Origin of the sequence: Phaeospirillum tilakii (genome assembly GCF_042683125.1) — a bacterium.
GTDB classification, from domain to species: Bacteria; Pseudomonadota; Alphaproteobacteria; order Rhodospirillales; family Magnetospirillaceae; genus Phaeospirillum; species Phaeospirillum tilakii.
The window spans coordinates 142,904-158,734 of record NZ_JBHUIY010000005.1 but is presented as its reverse complement, the minus strand read 5'-3'; the positions used below and the strand labels follow the sequence as shown (position 1 = coordinate 158,734).

Sequence of the window (15,831 nt, the reverse complement as noted above, 5' to 3'; positions counted from 1 at the left end):
GCCTCGATCTGGGGCAGGTTGTCAAAGTAGGCTTGGTCGGGCGTTCTGCCGCCATGGCTCGAATGCGGCCTGTGGCCGTTGTAGAAGTCGAAGTAGCGGCCGAGCGAGGCGCGGGCCTCGGTCACGCAGAGCTGGCCGGCCTTGCTGAGCGCGCCGGATAAAAAATCGTTCTCCAGCGTCAACTGCCCGATCTTGGCGTGCAGAACCTTCAGGTCCACCGGCGCTTCGCCCGACGCCTCCCCCGATGTCGCGCCGAACACCCCGGCCGCTCCCTCCAGCAACTGCCCCCGCCAGATCGTGATCTGATTGGGGTGCACGTCATACTGCTGAGCCAGCTCGGCCAGCGTCTTGTCGCCCTTGATGGCCGCAAGGGCCACCTTCGCCTTGAAAGCCGGTGAATGGGTCCGGCGCGCACGTTTCGCCATGGTCCTTCCTCCTGCGCGGCATCGTCGCCGCTTTCAGGCGGGAAATCCACTTATCGTCCTGTCCGAATTTCCCAGGCCGGCTCTATTCCCGCCTCACATACGCTTTCGTCCGTTACCTATGCGTTACCTGTGCCGGAACGGGAACGCGAAAAAGGCGTTAGCCCTGGCAACAGGGGCAAAATCCCGGGCGCTCAGGGTTTGAGGCGGGCGGCGACTAGGGTTGGAAGGCTGGGGACGGGGCTGACGACATCGGCCCCGAGGCGGGTTCCGAGGAACTCCCAGAACGAGACGCCCAGCTTGCGGCAGGTTTTGGCGAGACCGAGAAAGGCGTCGCGGCAATCGCGGCCAGGATCGCTGCGGGTGGTGCCGCTGACCTTGCGGCGGATGACCTGGCAGCGGATGTCGTTTTCCGATCCGTTGGTGTGGAGCGGGATTTCCGGCCGGTCGAGGATGCGCAGCAATTCCGCCTTGTTGGCGTGAAGGCGGGCGAGCAGACGGTCGAGGGAGGCAAAGCCGGTACGACGTTTGAATAGGCGGTCGAAGCGGGGCTTCAGTTCGGCTTTGCGGTGGGGATCCGGTGCGGCGCGGTAGGCCTTGAGGTCGGCATAAAGCCAGCAGATCAGCGCACGGACGATTTCCTTGGCCTTGCGAGCGGCCTCGGTGAAGGTGTCGAGCTTGTAAACCAACCGCTCGGCATGGACCCAGCACAAAGCGTGCTCGCCGACATTGAATTGGCCGGCGTCGTCGGAGACGATCACCGTGCCGTCGATGAAGCGATGGGCGGTGATGGCGCCCCACAAGGCGCCCTCCGTGGCGACCACCACCGGGTTGGGGTGGGCCTTCATGGTGGTGATGCCCAGCGCCGCGAGGTGGGCGTTCCACGCCGCCTGGTCGGCGAAGTGGCGTGCGGGATGGGCCGCCAGCAGGGCGATGACCGGCCCAGCCAGATGGCGGCGGCGCAGATAGGAGAAAGCTTGGTCGTTAAGGACATAGTCGCCGTGGCCGGCGCGCAGCAGGCCGAGGAAATTGGCTCGGCTCTTCGATCCGGTGGTGGCGAAGAAGGTGAAGGCATCGTTGCCGATCTGGGTGCAAAAGCCGTTCTTACCCTGATGGCGGGCCCCGGTATCATCGACCGAAATCCAACGGCCATGGGTCAAGCCAGCGCGTAGCACGTCGCGGGCCTCGGCGATGAAGGCGTCGTTGGCCTCGGTCAGGATGCGCACCACCTGCCGCTTCGAAATATCGACCCCAAGCATCTGCAATAGTTCGACCAAGCGCGGCACCGTGGTCTGGCCCTGGTGATACTGGGCGAGGATGAAGCGCTTGATCTCGGGGCCAAAGTGATCGCTGACCCCGGCCGGCAACGGGGCCAACACCGTGCGCCCGTCGGGCGTCAGCCAGCGCTCGCGACGATAGCGCACCACCTGAGGCTCGATCTTCAGATCCTGGAGGGTGAAATCCTCGTACCCCTTGAACCGCGAGCCGGGGGGAATGTCGACGCCGCTGACCACCCGGTCCTCAATCGGAACCGACGGCTTTTTCGGACCCCGCCGAGGCTTCTCACCGCCCCGGGACCGCTTCTCTGTCGCCGTCTCCATCCCCGACGGCTTTGACGGGGGCTTGATGTCCGGCTTGCCCTTCAGCCCCTTCAACCGCGCGATCTCCTCGCGCAACGACGCGTTTTCCGACGTCAGCCGCGCATTCTCCTCCAACAGCCCAAGCGTCAGCGGCTTCAGCGTGAACGGCGGGAACGCATCAAGATTGAAGGGCGGCTTGACCATGCCTCACAGAATCATGGATTGGACAGCGGGGCAACCGAATGTGAGACAACCCTCCGCCGCCCGGGATTTTGCCTCTGTTGCCAGGGGCTAACGCCTCTTTCGCGTTCTATCCCCGCTGCAGGTAACGCATAGGTAACGGACGAAAGCGTATGTGAGGCGGGAATCCTCCCGCCACCCGCGCTTGACCCCGTCTCATCTCCGCTGCCGCGGCGGTTGATTGGAGCCGCAGAGGAAGAGGGGCAGGGACCGGTCGCCGCCGTCACCGGTGGTGCGGGCCGGATCACTATCGTGAACCCCGCTGCTTGATCAGGCCGTAGAGGGCCGGAATGACGATCAGGGTGAGGATGGTGGACGAAACCATGCCGCCGACCATGGGCATGGCGATGCGGCGCATCACCTCTGATCCCGTGCCGGTGCTCCACATGATGGGCAGCAGGCCGGCCATGATGGCCACGACCGTCATCATTTTGGGCCGCACCCGCTCCACCGCGCCCTCCATGATCGCCGCGTGGAGGTCGGCGCGGGTGAACGGCTCGCCTTCGGCGGTGCGCTTGGCCTTCCGTTCGTTCAAGGCATGGTCGAGGTAGATCAGCATCACCACCCCGGTCTCGGCGGCGACGCCGGCCAGGGCGATGTAGCCTACCGCCACCGCCACGCTCATGGGGTAGCCCAGCCACCATTGCAGCCACAGCCCGCCCACCAGGGCGAAGGGCAGCGACAGCATGACGATCAGTGTCTCGGTCACCCGCTTGAAGTTAAGGTACAGCAGCAGGAAGATGATGCCGACGGTCAGCGGCACCACGATCTTCAGCTTCTCGATGGCACGCTCCAGGTACTCGAACTGGCCGGACCAGGTGATGAAGGTGCCGGGAGGCATCTTGACCGAGTCCTGCACCGCCTTCCTGGCCTCGGCGACGTAGCCGCCGATGTCGCGGTCGCGGATGTCGACGTAGATGTAGGCCGACAGCAGGGCGTTCTCGGTGCGGATGCCGGCGGGGCCCTTGGACAGGCGGACCTTGGCCAACTGCCCCAGCGGCACCTGGGCGCCGTCCATGCCCGCCACCAGCACGCGTTCGGCGATGGCCTGGGGATCGGAGCGGAATTCGCGGGGATAACGGACGTTGACCGAGAAGCGCTCGCGCCCCTCCACCGTGGTGGTCACCGTCTCGCCGCCCAGCGCGGTCAGGATCACGTCCTGGAGATCCCCGATTGTGACGCCGTAGCGGGCCAGTTGGGCGCGGTCGGGCTCGATGTTGAGGTAGAAGCCACCGCCGATGCGCTCGGCGTAGGCCGACGTGGTGCCGGGAACGGTGCGCACCACCGCCTCGATCTGCCGGGCGATCGCCTCCATCTCGTTCAGGTCCTTGCCGAACACCTTGATGCCGATCGGGGTGCGGATGCCGGTGGAAAGCATGTCGATGCGGGCGCGCAGCGGCATGGTCCAGGCGTTGGAGACGCCGGGCATCTGCAAGGCCTTGTCCATCTCGGCTACCAGCCTGTCGGTGGTCATGCCGGGGCGCCACTGGCTTTCCGGTTTCAGGTTGATCACCGTCTCGAACATCTCGGTCGGCGCCGGATCGGTGGCGGTGGCGGCGCGGCCCGCCTTGCCCCACACCGAATCCACCTCGGGGAAGCTCTTGATGATCTTGTCCTGGGTCTGGAGCAGCTCGGCGGCCTTGGTGATCGACAGGCCCGGCAGGGTGGTCGGCATGTAAAGCAGGGTGCCTTCGTTCAGGGTCGGCATGAACTCGCTGCCCAGCGTTGACAGCGGGTACCAGGAGGCCGCCAGGGCCAGCAGCGCCGCGGCGAGGGTGGCGCTCTTGGCCTTCATCACCCCGGTGATCATCGGGCGATAGGCCCAGATCATGGCGCGGTTGATGGGGTTCTTCCGCTCGGGGATGATGTGGCCCCGGATGAACAGCATCATCAGCACCGGGACCAGGGTCACCGACAGGATGGCGGCGCCGGCCATGGAGAAGGTCTTGGTGAAGGCCAGCGGCTTGAACAGCCTCCCTTCCTGCGCCTCCAGGGTGAAGACCGGCAGGAACGACACGGTGATGATGAGGAGGCCGAAGAACAGGCTTGGTCCCACCTCGATCGCGGCGGCGATCAGCGCCTCGGCGCGCGAGTCGCCCGGCTTCATGCGCTCCAGGTGTTTGTGGGCGTTCTCGATCATGACGATGGCGGCATCGACCATGGCCCCCACCGCGATGGCGATGCCGCCGAGCGACATGATGTTCGACGTCATGCCCAGTGCTTCCATCACCATCACGGCGATCAGCACGCCGACCGGCAGCATGACGATGGCCACCAGGGCGGAGCGGACGTGGAGCAGGAACACCACGCAGACCAGGGCGACGATGACGCTTTCCTCGATCAGGGTGTGCTTCAGGGTCTCGACGGCGCGCAGGATCAGGTCGGAGCGGTCATAGACCGCCTTGATGGAGACGCCCTCGGGCAGGCCGGAAGAGAGTTCGGCGATCCTGGTCTTGACCCGCGCGATGACGTCGAGCGCATTCTGGCCGAAGCGTTGCAGCACGATGCCGCTGACCACCTCGCCCTCGCCGTTCAGCTCGGCCAGGCCGCGCCGTTCGTCGGGGCCCAGTTCGACGCGGGCGACGTCACGCAGCAGGACGGGCGTGCCGCGCTCCACCTTCAGCACCAGGTGCTCGATATCGGTCCCGTCGCGCAGATAGCCCCGGCCGCGCACCACGAACTCGGTTTCGGCCAGTTCCACCACCCGGCCGCCGACATCGATATTGCTGTTGCGGATCACCTCGGTGACCTTGGCCAGCGGGATGTTGTAGGCCTGGAGGCGCTGAGGATCGACCACCACCTGATATTGCTGGACGAAGCCGCCCACGCCCGCCACCTCGGCGACCCCCTCGGCCTTGGCCAGTTGGTAGCGCAGGTACCAATCCTGGATGGTGCGCAACTCGGCCAGGGTGCGATCCTTGGCCTGCACCACATACTGGTAGACCCAGCCGACCCCGGTGGCGTCGGGGCCCAGCGTCGGGGTCACGCCCGCCGGCAGGCGCTTGGCGGCGAAGCTCAGATATTCCAGCACGCGCGAACGCGCCCAGTAGATGTCGGTGCCGTCCTCGAAGATGAGGTAGACGAAGCTGACCCCGAAGAACGAGAAGCCGCGCACCGTCCTGGCACGGGGCACGCTCAGCATGGCGGTGGTCAGCGGATAGGTGACCTGATCCTCCACCACCTGCGGCGCCTGGCCGGGAACCTCGGTGTAAAGGATCACCTGCACATCCGAGAGGTCGGGCAGGGCGTCGAGCGGCAGGTGTTTGACCGCCACGAGACCGGTCCCGGCGATGAACAGGGTGGCCAGCACCACCAGGAAGACGTTCCTGGCGGACCAGCGGATGATGGCGGCGATCATGGTCGGATCCTCTCCGCCGTTAGGGATTGTGGAAGCTTTGCAGGGCGGCCCGCAGATTGCTTTCCGCGTCGATCAGGAAGTTGGCGCGGACCACTACCTTCTCGCCCTCGGCCAGCCCGTCCCGGATCTCGATCAGCCCGTTGGCACGAATGCCGGACTTCACGTCGCGCGGCTCGAAGCGGCCCTCGCCCTTCTCCACCAGCACCGTCTGCCTGGTGCCGCTGTCCAGCACCGCCGAGTCGGGCACGGCCAGCACCGGATGGTCAGCCACCGGCGAGGCCAGTTCCACCGCCCCGTAAAGGGCCGGCTTCAGGCGGCCCTCGCGGTTGGGCAGCTCGATGCGCACCTTGGCGGTGCGGGTCTGCTCGGTGACGGTGGGGGAGACGAAGGTGACCTTGCCGGTGAAGGTCTGGCCGGGCAGGGCGTTGAATTTGACCGTGGCAACCTGTCCCAGGCTGACTTGGGCCAGGTCCTGCTCGAACAGCTCGGCCACCACCCAGACGGTGGAAAGGTCGGCGATCTGGTAGAGGATCTCGCCCGGCATGAAACGCATCCCCTGCACGGCGCGCTTCTCCAGGACGATGCCGCCGGCGGGCGAGGCGAAGGAGAGGGTGCGGCTGGGCGGCCCCCCCTGGCGCAGCCGTTCAATCTGGGGGGAGGGGACGTCCCAGTTCCGGAGCCGCGCCAGGGCGCCCTCGGCCAGCGACCGGGCGGCATCCCGGGCCTCCGGGCTGGCGTTGTCGAGCGATTGCGCCCCCTTGGCCGCCACCAGATATTCCTGTTCCGCCAGCACCAGATCGGGGCTGTAGACCTCCATCAGCGTCTGGCCCCGCCTGACCGTCTGACCGGTCTGATTGACGTGGAGACGCTCGATGTAGCCTTCGAACTTCGCGGTCACGACATGCAGGTTGCGCTCGTCCACCTGGACAGAACCGACGGCGCGGATCGACTTGACCAGGGGGGTCATCCGCGCCGCCTCGGTCCGCACCCCCAGCTTCTGCACCTTGTCCGGGCTGACCTTGAGCGTGGCGCCATCATCGTCGCCTGCATAGACCGGCACGTAATCCATCCCCATGCCGTCCTTCTTCGGCACCGGCGAGGTGTCGGCCAGACCCATGGGATTGCGGTAGTAGAGGATCCTGCCCTTGCCCGCCGGCCCGGTGCCCGCCGGTCCGGGTGGTGGCGCCGGTTCGGGTTCGGGGTCGGCATAGACGGGGGTATAGTCGCGGCCGGTGTTGTCCTTCTTCGGGACCGGGGAATAGTCGGGGGTGCCGTCCGGGTTCTGGTAGAACAGGATCTGGCGTTCCCTGGCGACCTGGGCGGCGGCGTCCTGGCCGGCATGGGACGCGGATGCGGTGGCGGCCGGCGCCGCCGGTGGCGCGGGCTGGGTCTGGCCGGTCCGGCCGAGCCAATAGCCGGCGCCCAGGGCGGCGACGATTGCGGCCGCGCCGAACAGGATCGGCCGGGGGGTCACAACGCGCCTCCAACCAGTTTTTCCAATTCAGCCAGGCGTATCTGCTGTTCGAACTGCACCTTGATCAGGTCGATGTTGGACTTCCACAATTGTTGTTCGGTCAGAAGGACGTCGATCAATTCGGTTCGGCCCAGTTCATAGCCTTTGGCGGCGGCCTGGAACCCGATCTCCGCCTGGGGCAGCTGGTTTTCACGCACCAGCGTTTCGACGTCACGGGCCGATTTCAGGCTGATCCAGGCGTCGGCGACCTCGTTGCCCAGTTCAAGCGACCGCAGCTCGCGCCGGGTCCGCGCCGCCCCGGCCAGGGCCTTGGCCTCGCCGATTTCGGAATCGCGCAAGCTCCATTGCAAGGGCACGCTCATGCTGACCATCGCCTCGTAGCCGCGCCAGTCGCCGTCCCTCTTCACCGCGCTGACCCCCACCTCGACGTCGGGATACCAACCTTTCTCCGCCAGGGCGCGGGCCTTGTCGGCGCCTTCGATCGTCGCCTGCTGGGCGACGATGTCGGGGTTGGCGCTCTGGGCCCGCGCGGTCAGGGAGTCGAGGTCCAGCGCCGCCATCGGGGGAAGGGCGCGTGGTGCCGGAGCCTGGACCAGGGGGGCGTCGAGGGGGCGGGTCAGCAAGCGGTTGATCCGGACCCGGGCCTTGCGGCGTTCGGCCTCGGTGCGGACGATCTCGGCATCCATCGACGCCTTCTCCACCTCGGCCCGGGTGACGTCCTGCTGACGGCCCAGGGCCTGGGCATAGCGGGCGCGGGCCAGCCTGGCCAGGGTGTCGAGCCGGGCCCGCAGGTCCCGGGCGACCGTCGCGATCAGATGGGCCGCATGGTATTCGGCATAGGCCACCTTGACCTTGGCCACCAGATCGTTCTCGACCTGACGCTTGAGGATCGTCGCCCTGCGGGCGTTGGCCTCGGCGATCTCGCGTTTCAGATCCCGTTTGCCCCAGAACGGCAGTTCCTGGCTGACCTTCAGCTTCTTGGTGGTGTTGGAGGCCGGATTGGACGGGAAAAAGCCGCCGGTGCGGTTGGTGCCCCAATCCTCCACCGACAGCGACACCTTGGGGTCGGGCAGCGAATCCGAGCCCGCGACCCTGGCCTGGGCGGCGTCGGCCTCCAGCGCGGCGATCTGAAGCTCGGGACTCATCGCCTTGGCGAGGGCGACCAACTCCTCGATGGTCCCGCCCACGGCCGCAGCTTGGGGGCCGTCCTGTGGGGGATCGGCCTCCTCAGCCCGGGCAGCCTGCCCCAGGAGGGCGGTGACGAGCAAGAAGGCCCCCGTGGCGATCCGTCGTGTCATCGCCCAAGCTCCCGTCAGTGGCTATGCCCGTGGTCGGTTGGACTCTGAGCCGCCTTGAGCGCAATCGTCCCGCTGATGGTGGCCGTCTCCCCCTGGACCTTGGCCGACACGGACAGGGTCCACGGCCCCGCCATGGGGATGTCGGCGATGAAGGGATAGAGTCCCTTGCCGTCGGGGGTGCCGGGGGTCACCTTGGTCGGCATCGGGGCCATGCCGCTCATCGGCATTTCCAGCTTCGGCTGGAAGACGATGGCGTCGCCCACGGGTTTGCCGTCAGGCAGGTGGACCAGACGAACCGCCACGGTGGCGGTGGGAGAGACCGCGACCTGAGGCTCCACCGCCTCGAAGCGGTAATCCTTGGGATCGGCCTGGGCCGTGCCGGACAGTCCCAGCAGGATGGTTGTGATCGCCAAACCGGCGATTGGACGGGCCTGTATCCCCATGTCATGCTCCGTGATGAGATTACGCTCGAGTCCGGTATACCTCCCGATCGGCCGCCTCTTGTGTAAATTTATGTAAACAGAGGGACATGATTCTTTACCGAAGGGGCCTCGACGGCCGCCATGCGGAGAGGTATTTCTTCGAAAGAAAGTCTGGGTGGCTTGCGCGCATGAAATCCGTTCTTCCAGATTCCGTTTCCGGGCGAACGATGATCGTCCTGCTGGTTGGCCTGACGCTGTCGCACCTCGCCAGCACCTATTTCCTGTCTTTCGGCAGCCACGACACCACCATCGCAACCAGCGAGCGCCTCTGCGCCGATCATGTCGCGGTGATCGCCCATCTGATCGAGAAGGTGCCTTCGGCCGAGCGGGCTGCCCTGCTGGGCGACTTGGCTGGAACACTCACCGATATCTCGCTCTCGACCCAGCCGAAGGTCGGGCTTACCCCTCAGGATGAGGACGAGTTGTCCCTGGTGCAGGCGGCGCTCCGGCCCCATTTCGGCGCCGTCGGGCCTTCCCGCCTGCATGTGGCGCATGGCCGAACGGCAACCGAGGGCGACGGCAGCTGGTGGCGCAATCTGCTCGGCGGCTTTCCCCATGACCGGATCATGCAGGTGTCTCTCCAGCTCAAGGATGGGCAGTGGGTGAACTTCGACATGGCGATGGTCCGCGGCGTCCCCCTGTGGTCCCCTCATACCGTCCTGTCGACCGTGGCGATGATGGTCGGCGTCCTGGTGTTCGGGGGATGGGCCACCGGTTGGGTTGGCCGTCCGCTGGCCACCTTCGCCGCCGCGGCCGATCGGTTGGGGCGTGACGTCAACGCGCCCAGGCTGCCCGAGAACGGCCCGCGCGAGGTCCGTCGGGCGGTGGTCGCTTTCAACGAGATGCAGGACCGCATCCGCCGCTTCGTCGATGACCGCACGCAGATGCTGGCCGCCATTTCCCACGACCTGCGCAGCCCCATCACCCGCCTTCGCCTGCGGACCGAATTGCTGGCCGAGGGGGAAGGCCGCGACAAGATGCTGCGGGATCTGGACGAGATGGAGGCGATGGTCGCCTCCAGCCTGGACTTCGCCCGCGACGAGGCCGCCGACGAGCCCGGCCAGGATATCGATCTCGCCGCCACGCTGGAGGCCATTTGCGACAACACCAGCGACATCGGCCTGAGGGCGGCATTCGAGTGGGACGGCCGGCTGGTTTGCCATTGCCGTCCGGCGGCCATCAAGCGGGCGCTGTCCAATCTGATCGAGAATGCCGCCCGCTATGGCGGCAAGGCCATGGTCAGAGCCCATCGCCTGGAGCGGATCGTCGCGGTGGTGATCGAGGATTCCGGGCCGGGTATTGCCGAAACCGAACTGGACAAGGTGTTCAACCCGTTCTACCGCGTCGAAGGCTCGCGCAACCGGAAGACCGGCGGAATCGGCCTGGGATTGTCCGTCGCCCGCAGCATCGTCCGCTCCCACGGCGGTGATATCCGGCTGGAGAACCGGGTCGAGGGCGGATTGCGCGCAACCGTGACCATTCCACAGGGGGCATGCCATGACCCACATCCTGATCGTCGATGACGACCCGGAAATCTGCGCCCTGCTCACCCAGTTTCTGACCGCGCAGGGATTTGAGGTCACGGCGGTGGGGGACGGGCAAGCCCTGCGGCACCGCCTGGACGCGGGCGCTGTCGATCTGGTCATCCTCGATCTGATGCTGCCGGGTGAGGACGGCCTGTCGCTTTGTCGCCATCTGCGGACCATCACCGGCACGCCCATCATCATGCTGACCGCGATGGGGAGCGAGACTGACCGGGTGGTGGGGCTGGAAATGGGAGCCGACGATTATCTTGCCAAGCCGTTCAGCACCCGCGAGCTGCTGGCCCGCATCCGGGCGGTGCTGCGGCGAACCGGGCAATCGAACTCTTCGCCCCCAACCGGCCCAACCGATGACTCGGCCCAGGCCGGAGACGTTCTTGATTTCTCGGGATGGACGCTGGACGTGCTTCGGCGCCGCCTCTCCTCACCGGATGGGGTCCTGGTCGAAGTGACCAGTGGTGAATTCGATCTGCTGCTGGCCTTTCTGCGCCACCCTCATCAGGTTCTCAGCCGTGATCAGCTGCTGGACTTGTCCCGAGGCAGGGTGTCCGGTCCCTTCGACCGCACCATCGACGTGCAGGTCGGCCGGCTGCGCCGGAAGATGGAGGCAGATGCCAGGAACCCGGAACTGTTCAAGACGGTGCGCGGCGGGGGATACGTTCTCGCGACCGACGTCCGAGGGCGGCATGACCCCAGGCCGAAAAAATAATGTATGTTGTCAACCAATATCAAAGTCCATGTGTTGTAATGAGATGGATTATACGCAACCTGCGTTGACCGCGACTCATGTATTCGGATTCCCAAGGCGGTCTCAATATGAATCATACCGGCCGCCGGTTGAACCGATCCATTCGGCGGTCGGCCAGCCCGCGCGGCGTTTGAGTCACCATCTCGGCCTGAACGGACCCAACGGGTCAGGTCATGGGCCGGGCGGTATAAGAGACGCGACTCAGGCGGCCGCCTTGGTCGCACTCGTTTGGTCCCGTTTACCCTCAAGCAGGCGGCGGGGCCAGCCTGAGCCATGACGGCAACGGCAACCTGACCGGCGATGGTTGCCAGACCGATGCCGATGACGCGGAGAACCGGCTGGCCGCAGAGGCTCAGTGGATCAAACGTCTCTGCCTCTCCCCATGGTTCAGCGACGTCATTTCATGGGAAGGTCGGCATTAGATCCATATTCCTATAGACTTTTGTGATTGAAATTGGCGAGCGTGGCGCTTTGATTCCTGTCGCGGGAGAGAGCATGTCCCCGTTGCGCCGTCCGGCCGGGCTGATCGGCCGCGCCCTGCTGCTGCTGGCAGGGTTCCAGGTTCTGCTGCTGGGGCTCGCCACCCTGGGCAGCGGCCTGCCGCCCACCACCATCCGGATCCATTCCTGGGCCGACAATGTCCGCATTGTGCTGACCCATACCCCTCGGTTCGGGCTCGCCGTTCCGGTGGCGTTGCGCGAACCGCTGCTTGAGATCCGCCACGTGCCGGTGGATTCGCCGGTGCCGGACTGGAGCCTGCATCTGGTTCCGGCCCACCTCGCCGCCGAGGCCGCCCTGGCCCTGCTGACCGTCGGCTATTTCCGCCGCCGCCGCGCTCCGCTGCCGGCCACCCTGATCGGGGGCGGGATCGCCGCTGCCGCGCTGGCCAGTTCGACCCTGGCCTGGACCGTCTGCTGCGCCAGCCCGAGCTGGGCGGTGGCCCTGGCCCTGGCTGGGCTCGACCCGGCCATCGCCCTGGTCCTGGTGCCGTTCGGTCCGGTCGTGGCCGGCGCCGGCCTCGCCGCGATCGCGATTGGGTTCGGGGTTGATGCGGTTTCGCGGCATAAAAAATACACCAAACCACTATTCTATTGACTCAGTAGATTTATGCGCCGACATAATCCGGCTGATCCGCCGGCCGGTCCCGCCGGGCTGTTTTCGCACGGGAGCCCCCAACCATGACCTCCCCCTTCATTTCGCTGTCCCGCCGCGCCGTCCTGTTCGGCGCCGCTGCTGCCGGTCTGGCGGCAGCCCCCCTCGGTGCCGCCGCCCTGGCCGCTCCGATTCCGCCCGCCGCCGCGGGGTTGAAGCCGTTGCGCTTTGCCTGGAATGCCAATGCCGCTTGCCTCGCCCCGGTGGCGCTGGCCAAAAGCAGCGGCCTGTTCGCCAAATACGGCCTGGATGTCGAGTTGGTGAATTATTCCGGCTCGACCGACCAATTGCTGGAAAGCCTGGCCACCGGCAAGGCCGACGCGGCGGTCGGCATGGCGCTGCGCTGGATCAAGCCGCTGGAGCAGGGATTCGACGTCAAGCTGATCGGCGGCACCCATGGCGGCTGCCTGCGGATGCTGGGGGTGCAGGGCACCGGCGTTACCGCGGACATCACCAGTCTGAAGGGCAAGACGGTCGGCACCCCCGACCTGGGCGGCCCGGACAAGAATTTCTTTTCGCTGCTGGCGCAAAAGCGCGGCCTCGACCCGGTGAAGGACATCGCCTGGCGGCAATATCCCGCCGATCTGCTGCCGGTGGCGGCGGAAAAGGGCGAGATCCAGGCCTTCAGCCATTCCGATCCGCTGACTTGGCTGTTCCTCAAGCGCCATTCCTTCCTGTTCGAGGTGGCGACCAACCTGACCGGCGAATATCTCAACCGGCTGTGCTGCCTGATCGGGGTGCGCGGTTCGCTGCTGCGGCAGGATCGGGCGGCGGCGGAATCGGTCTATCGCGCCCTGCTCGATGCCCAGACCCTGACCCACGCCGAGCCGCGCCTCACCGCCGAGGCGTTCCAGCCCTATTCGCCGAAGGCCAGCGTCGAGGATCTGATCGCGATGCTGAAAAGCCATACCCACGGCCACAGCCCGGTCGGGACCGCCTTCCGTCAGGAAATCGTCGCCTATGCCGAGGAACTGAAGCAGATCAACGTGTTGAAACCGACCACCGACCCGCAGAAATACGCCGACCGGGTCTATGTCAACGTGCTGGCGGGCTGAGACGATGAGCGGCACCGACACGCTGAGCCTGACCGCCTCGGCCGCGCGCGCGCCGGCCCCGGCGGAGCCCTGGTTCGCCAGCCTGTGGGGCGGCGGGATCGCCGCCGGGCTGGCCTGGCTGGGCGCCGCGCTGCTCACCAGCCGGTGGGACGACGTCAATGAATGGACCTACACCGACCGTCTCGCCGGAATCGAGGCGGCGGTGGGCGCCGTCCTGATCGCCCTCGGCCTGATCGGCCCGATCCTGAGCGGCCGGTTCGACCGCCTGCGTGCCGCCGGGGCGTGGCTGGTGGCGCTCGGCCTCGGCCTCGCCGGCTGGGAGGCGGTGACCGCCAAGCTGATGTGGCTGCCGCCGCCCTTCTTCGTTCCGCCGCAGGGTCTGCTCGAATCCTACCTCGACGACTGGCCGCGCCTGATCGAATGCGCCGCCCACTCGGTCGCGCTGCTCGGTACCGGCTTCGTCTTCGGCGCGGTTTCCGGCTTCCTGTTCGGGGTGGCGATCGGCTGGTCGCGTCAAGCCGCCTATTGGGGCCATCCGGTGCTGCGGCTGATCGGCCCGCTGCCGCCGACCGCGTGGCTGCCGGTGGCGTTCTTCCTGTTTCCCAGCAGTTGGAGCGCCAGCGTGTTCCTGATCGCGCTGGCCACCGGCATCCCGGTGGCGATCCTGACCTGGTCGGGCGTGGCCAGCGTCCCCTCCAGCTATTACGACGTCGCCCGCACCCTCGGCGCCAATGCGCGCTTCCTGGTGTGGCGGGTGGCGGTGCCGGCCGCCCTGCCGCATGTCTTCGTCGGCCTGTTCATGGGCCTGACCAGCGCCTTCGTCGTGCTGGTGGTGGCGGAGATGATGGGGGTCAAGGCCGGGCTCGGCTGGTACCTGCAATGGGCCCAGGGCTGGGCCGCCTATGGCAACATGTATGCCGCGCTGCTGGTGATGGCGCTGGTGTGCTCGTCGCTGGTGACGCTGCTGTTCCGCGTGCGCAACCGGCTGCTCTCCTGGCAGAAGGGATTGGTGAGATGGTAGGCGCCGCCACCGCGCTCCGGACCGGGACCGAGCCCTCCCCCGGCATGGCCCTGTCGGTCGAGGCGGTCGATCACGCCTTCGACCTCGACGGCCAGACCCTGCCGGTGCTCGATCAGGTCTCGCTCGATATCGCCCCGGGCGAATTCGTCGCCCTGGTCGGGCCAAGCGGCTGCGGCAAATCAACCCTGCTGCGGCTGGTGGCCGGTCTGGAGCCGCCCCGTTCCGGCCGCATCCTTGCCGATGGGGTGCCGATCGGCGGTCCCGACCCGTCGCGGGTGGTGGTGTTCCAGGATCCGACGCTGTATCCGTGGCGCACGGTGCGCGACAACGTCGCCCTCGGCCTGGAGGCGCGCGGCCTGCTGAAACGCCATCAGGCCCGGATCGGCGACGCGATCAACCGGGTCGGCCTCGCCGGGTTCGAAACCGCCTTCCCGCAGCAATTGTCGGGCGGTATGGCCCAGCGCGCGGCCCTGGCCCGGGCCCTGGTCAACGATCCGCGTCTGCTGATCCTCGACGAACCGCTCGGCAAGCTGGATTCGATCACCCGCCTGTCGATGCAGTCGGAAATCGTTTCGCTGTGGCAGCGTAGCGGCTTCACCACCCTGCTGGTCACCCACGACATCGAGGAAGCACTGTTCCTCGCCACCCGGGTGGTGGTGTTCAGTGCGCGCCCGGCCCGGATCGTCGCCGATTTCCCGGTCGAGCGCCCCTATCCACGCCATCGCGGCGATCCGGTGCTGTCCCAGTTGCGTCACCGCACCTTGGGGCTGCTCGGCCTCGCCGACAGTTGGTGAGGCTCCCTCGATGGTCGGCCGTGGCGTCGTCTTTTCCTCCCGATGCCCCGTGCCGCCAGAGTCCCGGCCCTGTTTTCGAAGAAAGGCCCGTCGGATGATCCGCCGTCTGCTTTCCGTCGCCGTGCTGGCGCTGTTGTCCTTGCCGGCCCATGCCGGCGAGATCGAGATCGTTTCCCCCGTCCTGCGCCTGCCCGCGATCAGCGGCGGCAACGGCGCGGTGTTCCTGACCATCGTCAACCATGGCCCGGCCGACCGCCTGACCGCCGCCAGCCTGCCCAATACCCGGGCGACCGAGCTGCACACCCACCAGCGTGACGGCGCCGTGGTGCGGATGCGCCGGGTCGAATCGATCGAGGTGCCGGCGAACGGTCGCGCCGAGTTGCGCCCCGGGGGCGATCACATCATGGCGATCGGCCTCGATCCCGCCCCGGCGGCGGGGGAGGAGGTCACGCTGACCCTGACCTTCGCCCAGGCCGGCACGATCGAAACCAAGGTCACGGCAAGCCCGGCGGTGCCGCAGGAACACCGGCACGGCGGCAACTGAAACGCCCCCGCCGGCCCCTGTCGGGCTGCCGCCCGAACCCGCCCGGGGCGAGGCCCCGGCCCCCCTTTGTTTTGAAAATAAGGGGGTTTGGGGCATCGCCCCAAGCGGGCGCGGGCGGCAGC

General features: G+C 67.0%; 13 protein-coding genes and 1 pseudogene. 7 read left to right on the top strand and 7 right to left on the bottom strand.

The annotated features are described in order from the left end of the window. The 7 genes and pseudogenes from ACFSNB_RS04485 to ACFSNB_RS04455 form a co-directional block, all read right to left on the bottom strand. The coding region (locus tag ACFSNB_RS04485; RefSeq protein WP_377314841.1) for an integrase core domain-containing protein at positions 1–125 on the bottom strand (125 nt) is incomplete at its 3' end. Continuing rightward, a pseudogene (locus ACFSNB_RS04480) lies at positions 124–425 on the bottom strand (transposase); the annotation flags it as partial. The gene ACFSNB_RS04485 and the pseudogene ACFSNB_RS04480, both read right to left, overlap by 2 nt. Before the next feature lie 191 nt (positions 426–616). Then, complete coding sequence (locus tag ACFSNB_RS04475; protein ID WP_377314838.1) at positions 617–2,206, bottom strand: IS66 family transposase; 1,590 nt, start codon at positions 2,204–2,206, stop codon at positions 617–619. Between the two features lie 283 nt (positions 2,207–2,489). After that, entirely contained in the window at positions 2,490–5,600 is a 3,111-nt protein-coding gene (locus ACFSNB_RS04470; protein WP_377314837.1) for an efflux RND transporter permease subunit, read from the bottom strand. Positions 5,601–5,619: 19 nt separating this feature from the next. Continuing rightward, positions 5,620–7,074, bottom strand: coding sequence for an efflux RND transporter periplasmic adaptor subunit (locus ACFSNB_RS04465; protein ID WP_377314836.1), 1,455 nt, complete (start codon positions 7,072–7,074; stop codon positions 5,620–5,622). Continuing rightward, positions 7,071–8,261, bottom strand: coding sequence for a TolC family protein (locus ACFSNB_RS04460; RefSeq protein ID WP_377314835.1), 1,191 nt, complete (start codon positions 8,259–8,261; stop codon positions 7,071–7,073). The genes ACFSNB_RS04465 and ACFSNB_RS04460 overlap by 4 nt, the downstream gene beginning before the upstream one ends. A 125-nt stretch (positions 8,262–8,386) precedes the next feature. After that, positions 8,387–8,815 carry a FixH family protein gene (locus ACFSNB_RS04455; protein WP_377314834.1) on the bottom strand — a complete coding sequence of 143 codons (429 nt, stop codon included), beginning with the start codon at positions 8,813–8,815 and terminating at the stop codon, positions 8,387–8,389. A gap of 206 nt (positions 8,816–9,021) precedes the next feature. On the opposite strand from ACFSNB_RS04455, the gene ACFSNB_RS04450 reads away from it, so the two are divergent. The 7 genes from ACFSNB_RS04450 (at position 9,022) to ACFSNB_RS04420 (ending at position 15,709) form a co-directional block, all read left to right on the top strand. Then, entirely contained in the window at positions 9,022–10,377 is a 1,356-nt protein-coding gene (locus tag ACFSNB_RS04450) for an ATP-binding protein (protein ID WP_377314833.1), read from the top strand. Continuing rightward, positions 10,352–11,104, top strand: a complete 753-nt coding sequence (locus ACFSNB_RS04445) for a response regulator (protein WP_377314832.1) — start codon at positions 10,352–10,354, stop codon at positions 11,102–11,104. Before ACFSNB_RS04450 ends, ACFSNB_RS04445 begins: the two co-directional genes overlap by 26 nt. Before the next feature lie 534 nt (positions 11,105–11,638). After that, positions 11,639–12,238, top strand: a complete 600-nt coding sequence (locus ACFSNB_RS04440) for a hypothetical protein (protein ID WP_377314831.1) — start codon at positions 11,639–11,641, stop codon at positions 12,236–12,238. Positions 12,239–12,321: 83 nt separating this feature from the next. Further along, positions 12,322–13,350 carry an ABC transporter substrate-binding protein gene (locus tag ACFSNB_RS04435; protein WP_377314830.1) on the top strand — a complete coding sequence of 343 codons (1,029 nt, stop codon included), beginning with the start codon at positions 12,322–12,324 and terminating at the stop codon, positions 13,348–13,350. Between the two features lie 4 nt (positions 13,351–13,354). Then, on the top strand, positions 13,355–14,371 hold the full coding sequence (locus tag ACFSNB_RS04430; RefSeq protein WP_377314829.1) for an ABC transporter permease: 1,017 nt from the start codon (positions 13,355–13,357) through the stop codon (positions 14,369–14,371). After that, entirely contained in the window at positions 14,365–15,165 is an 801-nt protein-coding gene (locus ACFSNB_RS04425; protein ID WP_377314828.1) for an ABC transporter ATP-binding protein, read from the top strand. Before ACFSNB_RS04430 ends, ACFSNB_RS04425 begins: the two co-directional genes overlap by 7 nt. A gap of 94 nt (positions 15,166–15,259) precedes the next feature. Next, positions 15,260–15,709, top strand: a complete 450-nt coding sequence (locus ACFSNB_RS04420; RefSeq protein WP_377314827.1) for a copper chaperone PCu(A)C — start codon at positions 15,260–15,262, stop codon at positions 15,707–15,709. Positions 15,710–15,831 lie beyond the last annotated feature (122 nt).

Excerpts from the sequence above, each read along its gene's own strand:
- ACFSNB_RS04440 (WP_377314831.1), top strand. The coding sequence starts at position 11,639 with ATGTCCCCGTTGCGCCGTCCGGCCGGGCTGATCGGCCGCGCCCTGCTG.
- ACFSNB_RS04455 (WP_377314834.1), bottom strand. The coding sequence starts at position 8,815 with ATGGGGATACAGGCCCGTCCAATCGCCGGTTTGGCGATCACAACCATC.
- ACFSNB_RS04445 (WP_377314832.1), top strand. The coding sequence starts at position 10,352 with ATGACCCACATCCTGATCGTCGATGACGACCCGGAAATCTGCGCCCTG.
- ACFSNB_RS04475 (WP_377314838.1), bottom strand. The coding sequence starts at position 2,206 with ATGGTCAAGCCGCCCTTCAATCTTGATGCGTTCCCGCCGTTCACGCTG.
- ACFSNB_RS04470 (WP_377314837.1), bottom strand. The coding sequence starts at position 5,600 with ATGATCGCCGCCATCATCCGCTGGTCCGCCAGGAACGTCTTCCTGGTG.
- ACFSNB_RS04425 (WP_377314828.1), top strand. The coding sequence starts at position 14,365 with ATGGTAGGCGCCGCCACCGCGCTCCGGACCGGGACCGAGCCCTCCCCC.
- ACFSNB_RS04430 (WP_377314829.1), top strand. The coding sequence starts at position 13,355 with ATGAGCGGCACCGACACGCTGAGCCTGACCGCCTCGGCCGCGCGCGCG.
- ACFSNB_RS04435 (WP_377314830.1), top strand. The coding sequence starts at position 12,322 with ATGACCTCCCCCTTCATTTCGCTGTCCCGCCGCGCCGTCCTGTTCGGC.
- ACFSNB_RS04450 (WP_377314833.1), top strand. The coding sequence starts at position 9,022 with ATGATCGTCCTGCTGGTTGGCCTGACGCTGTCGCACCTCGCCAGCACC.
- ACFSNB_RS04420 (WP_377314827.1), top strand. The coding sequence starts at position 15,260 with ATGATCCGCCGTCTGCTTTCCGTCGCCGTGCTGGCGCTGTTGTCCTTG.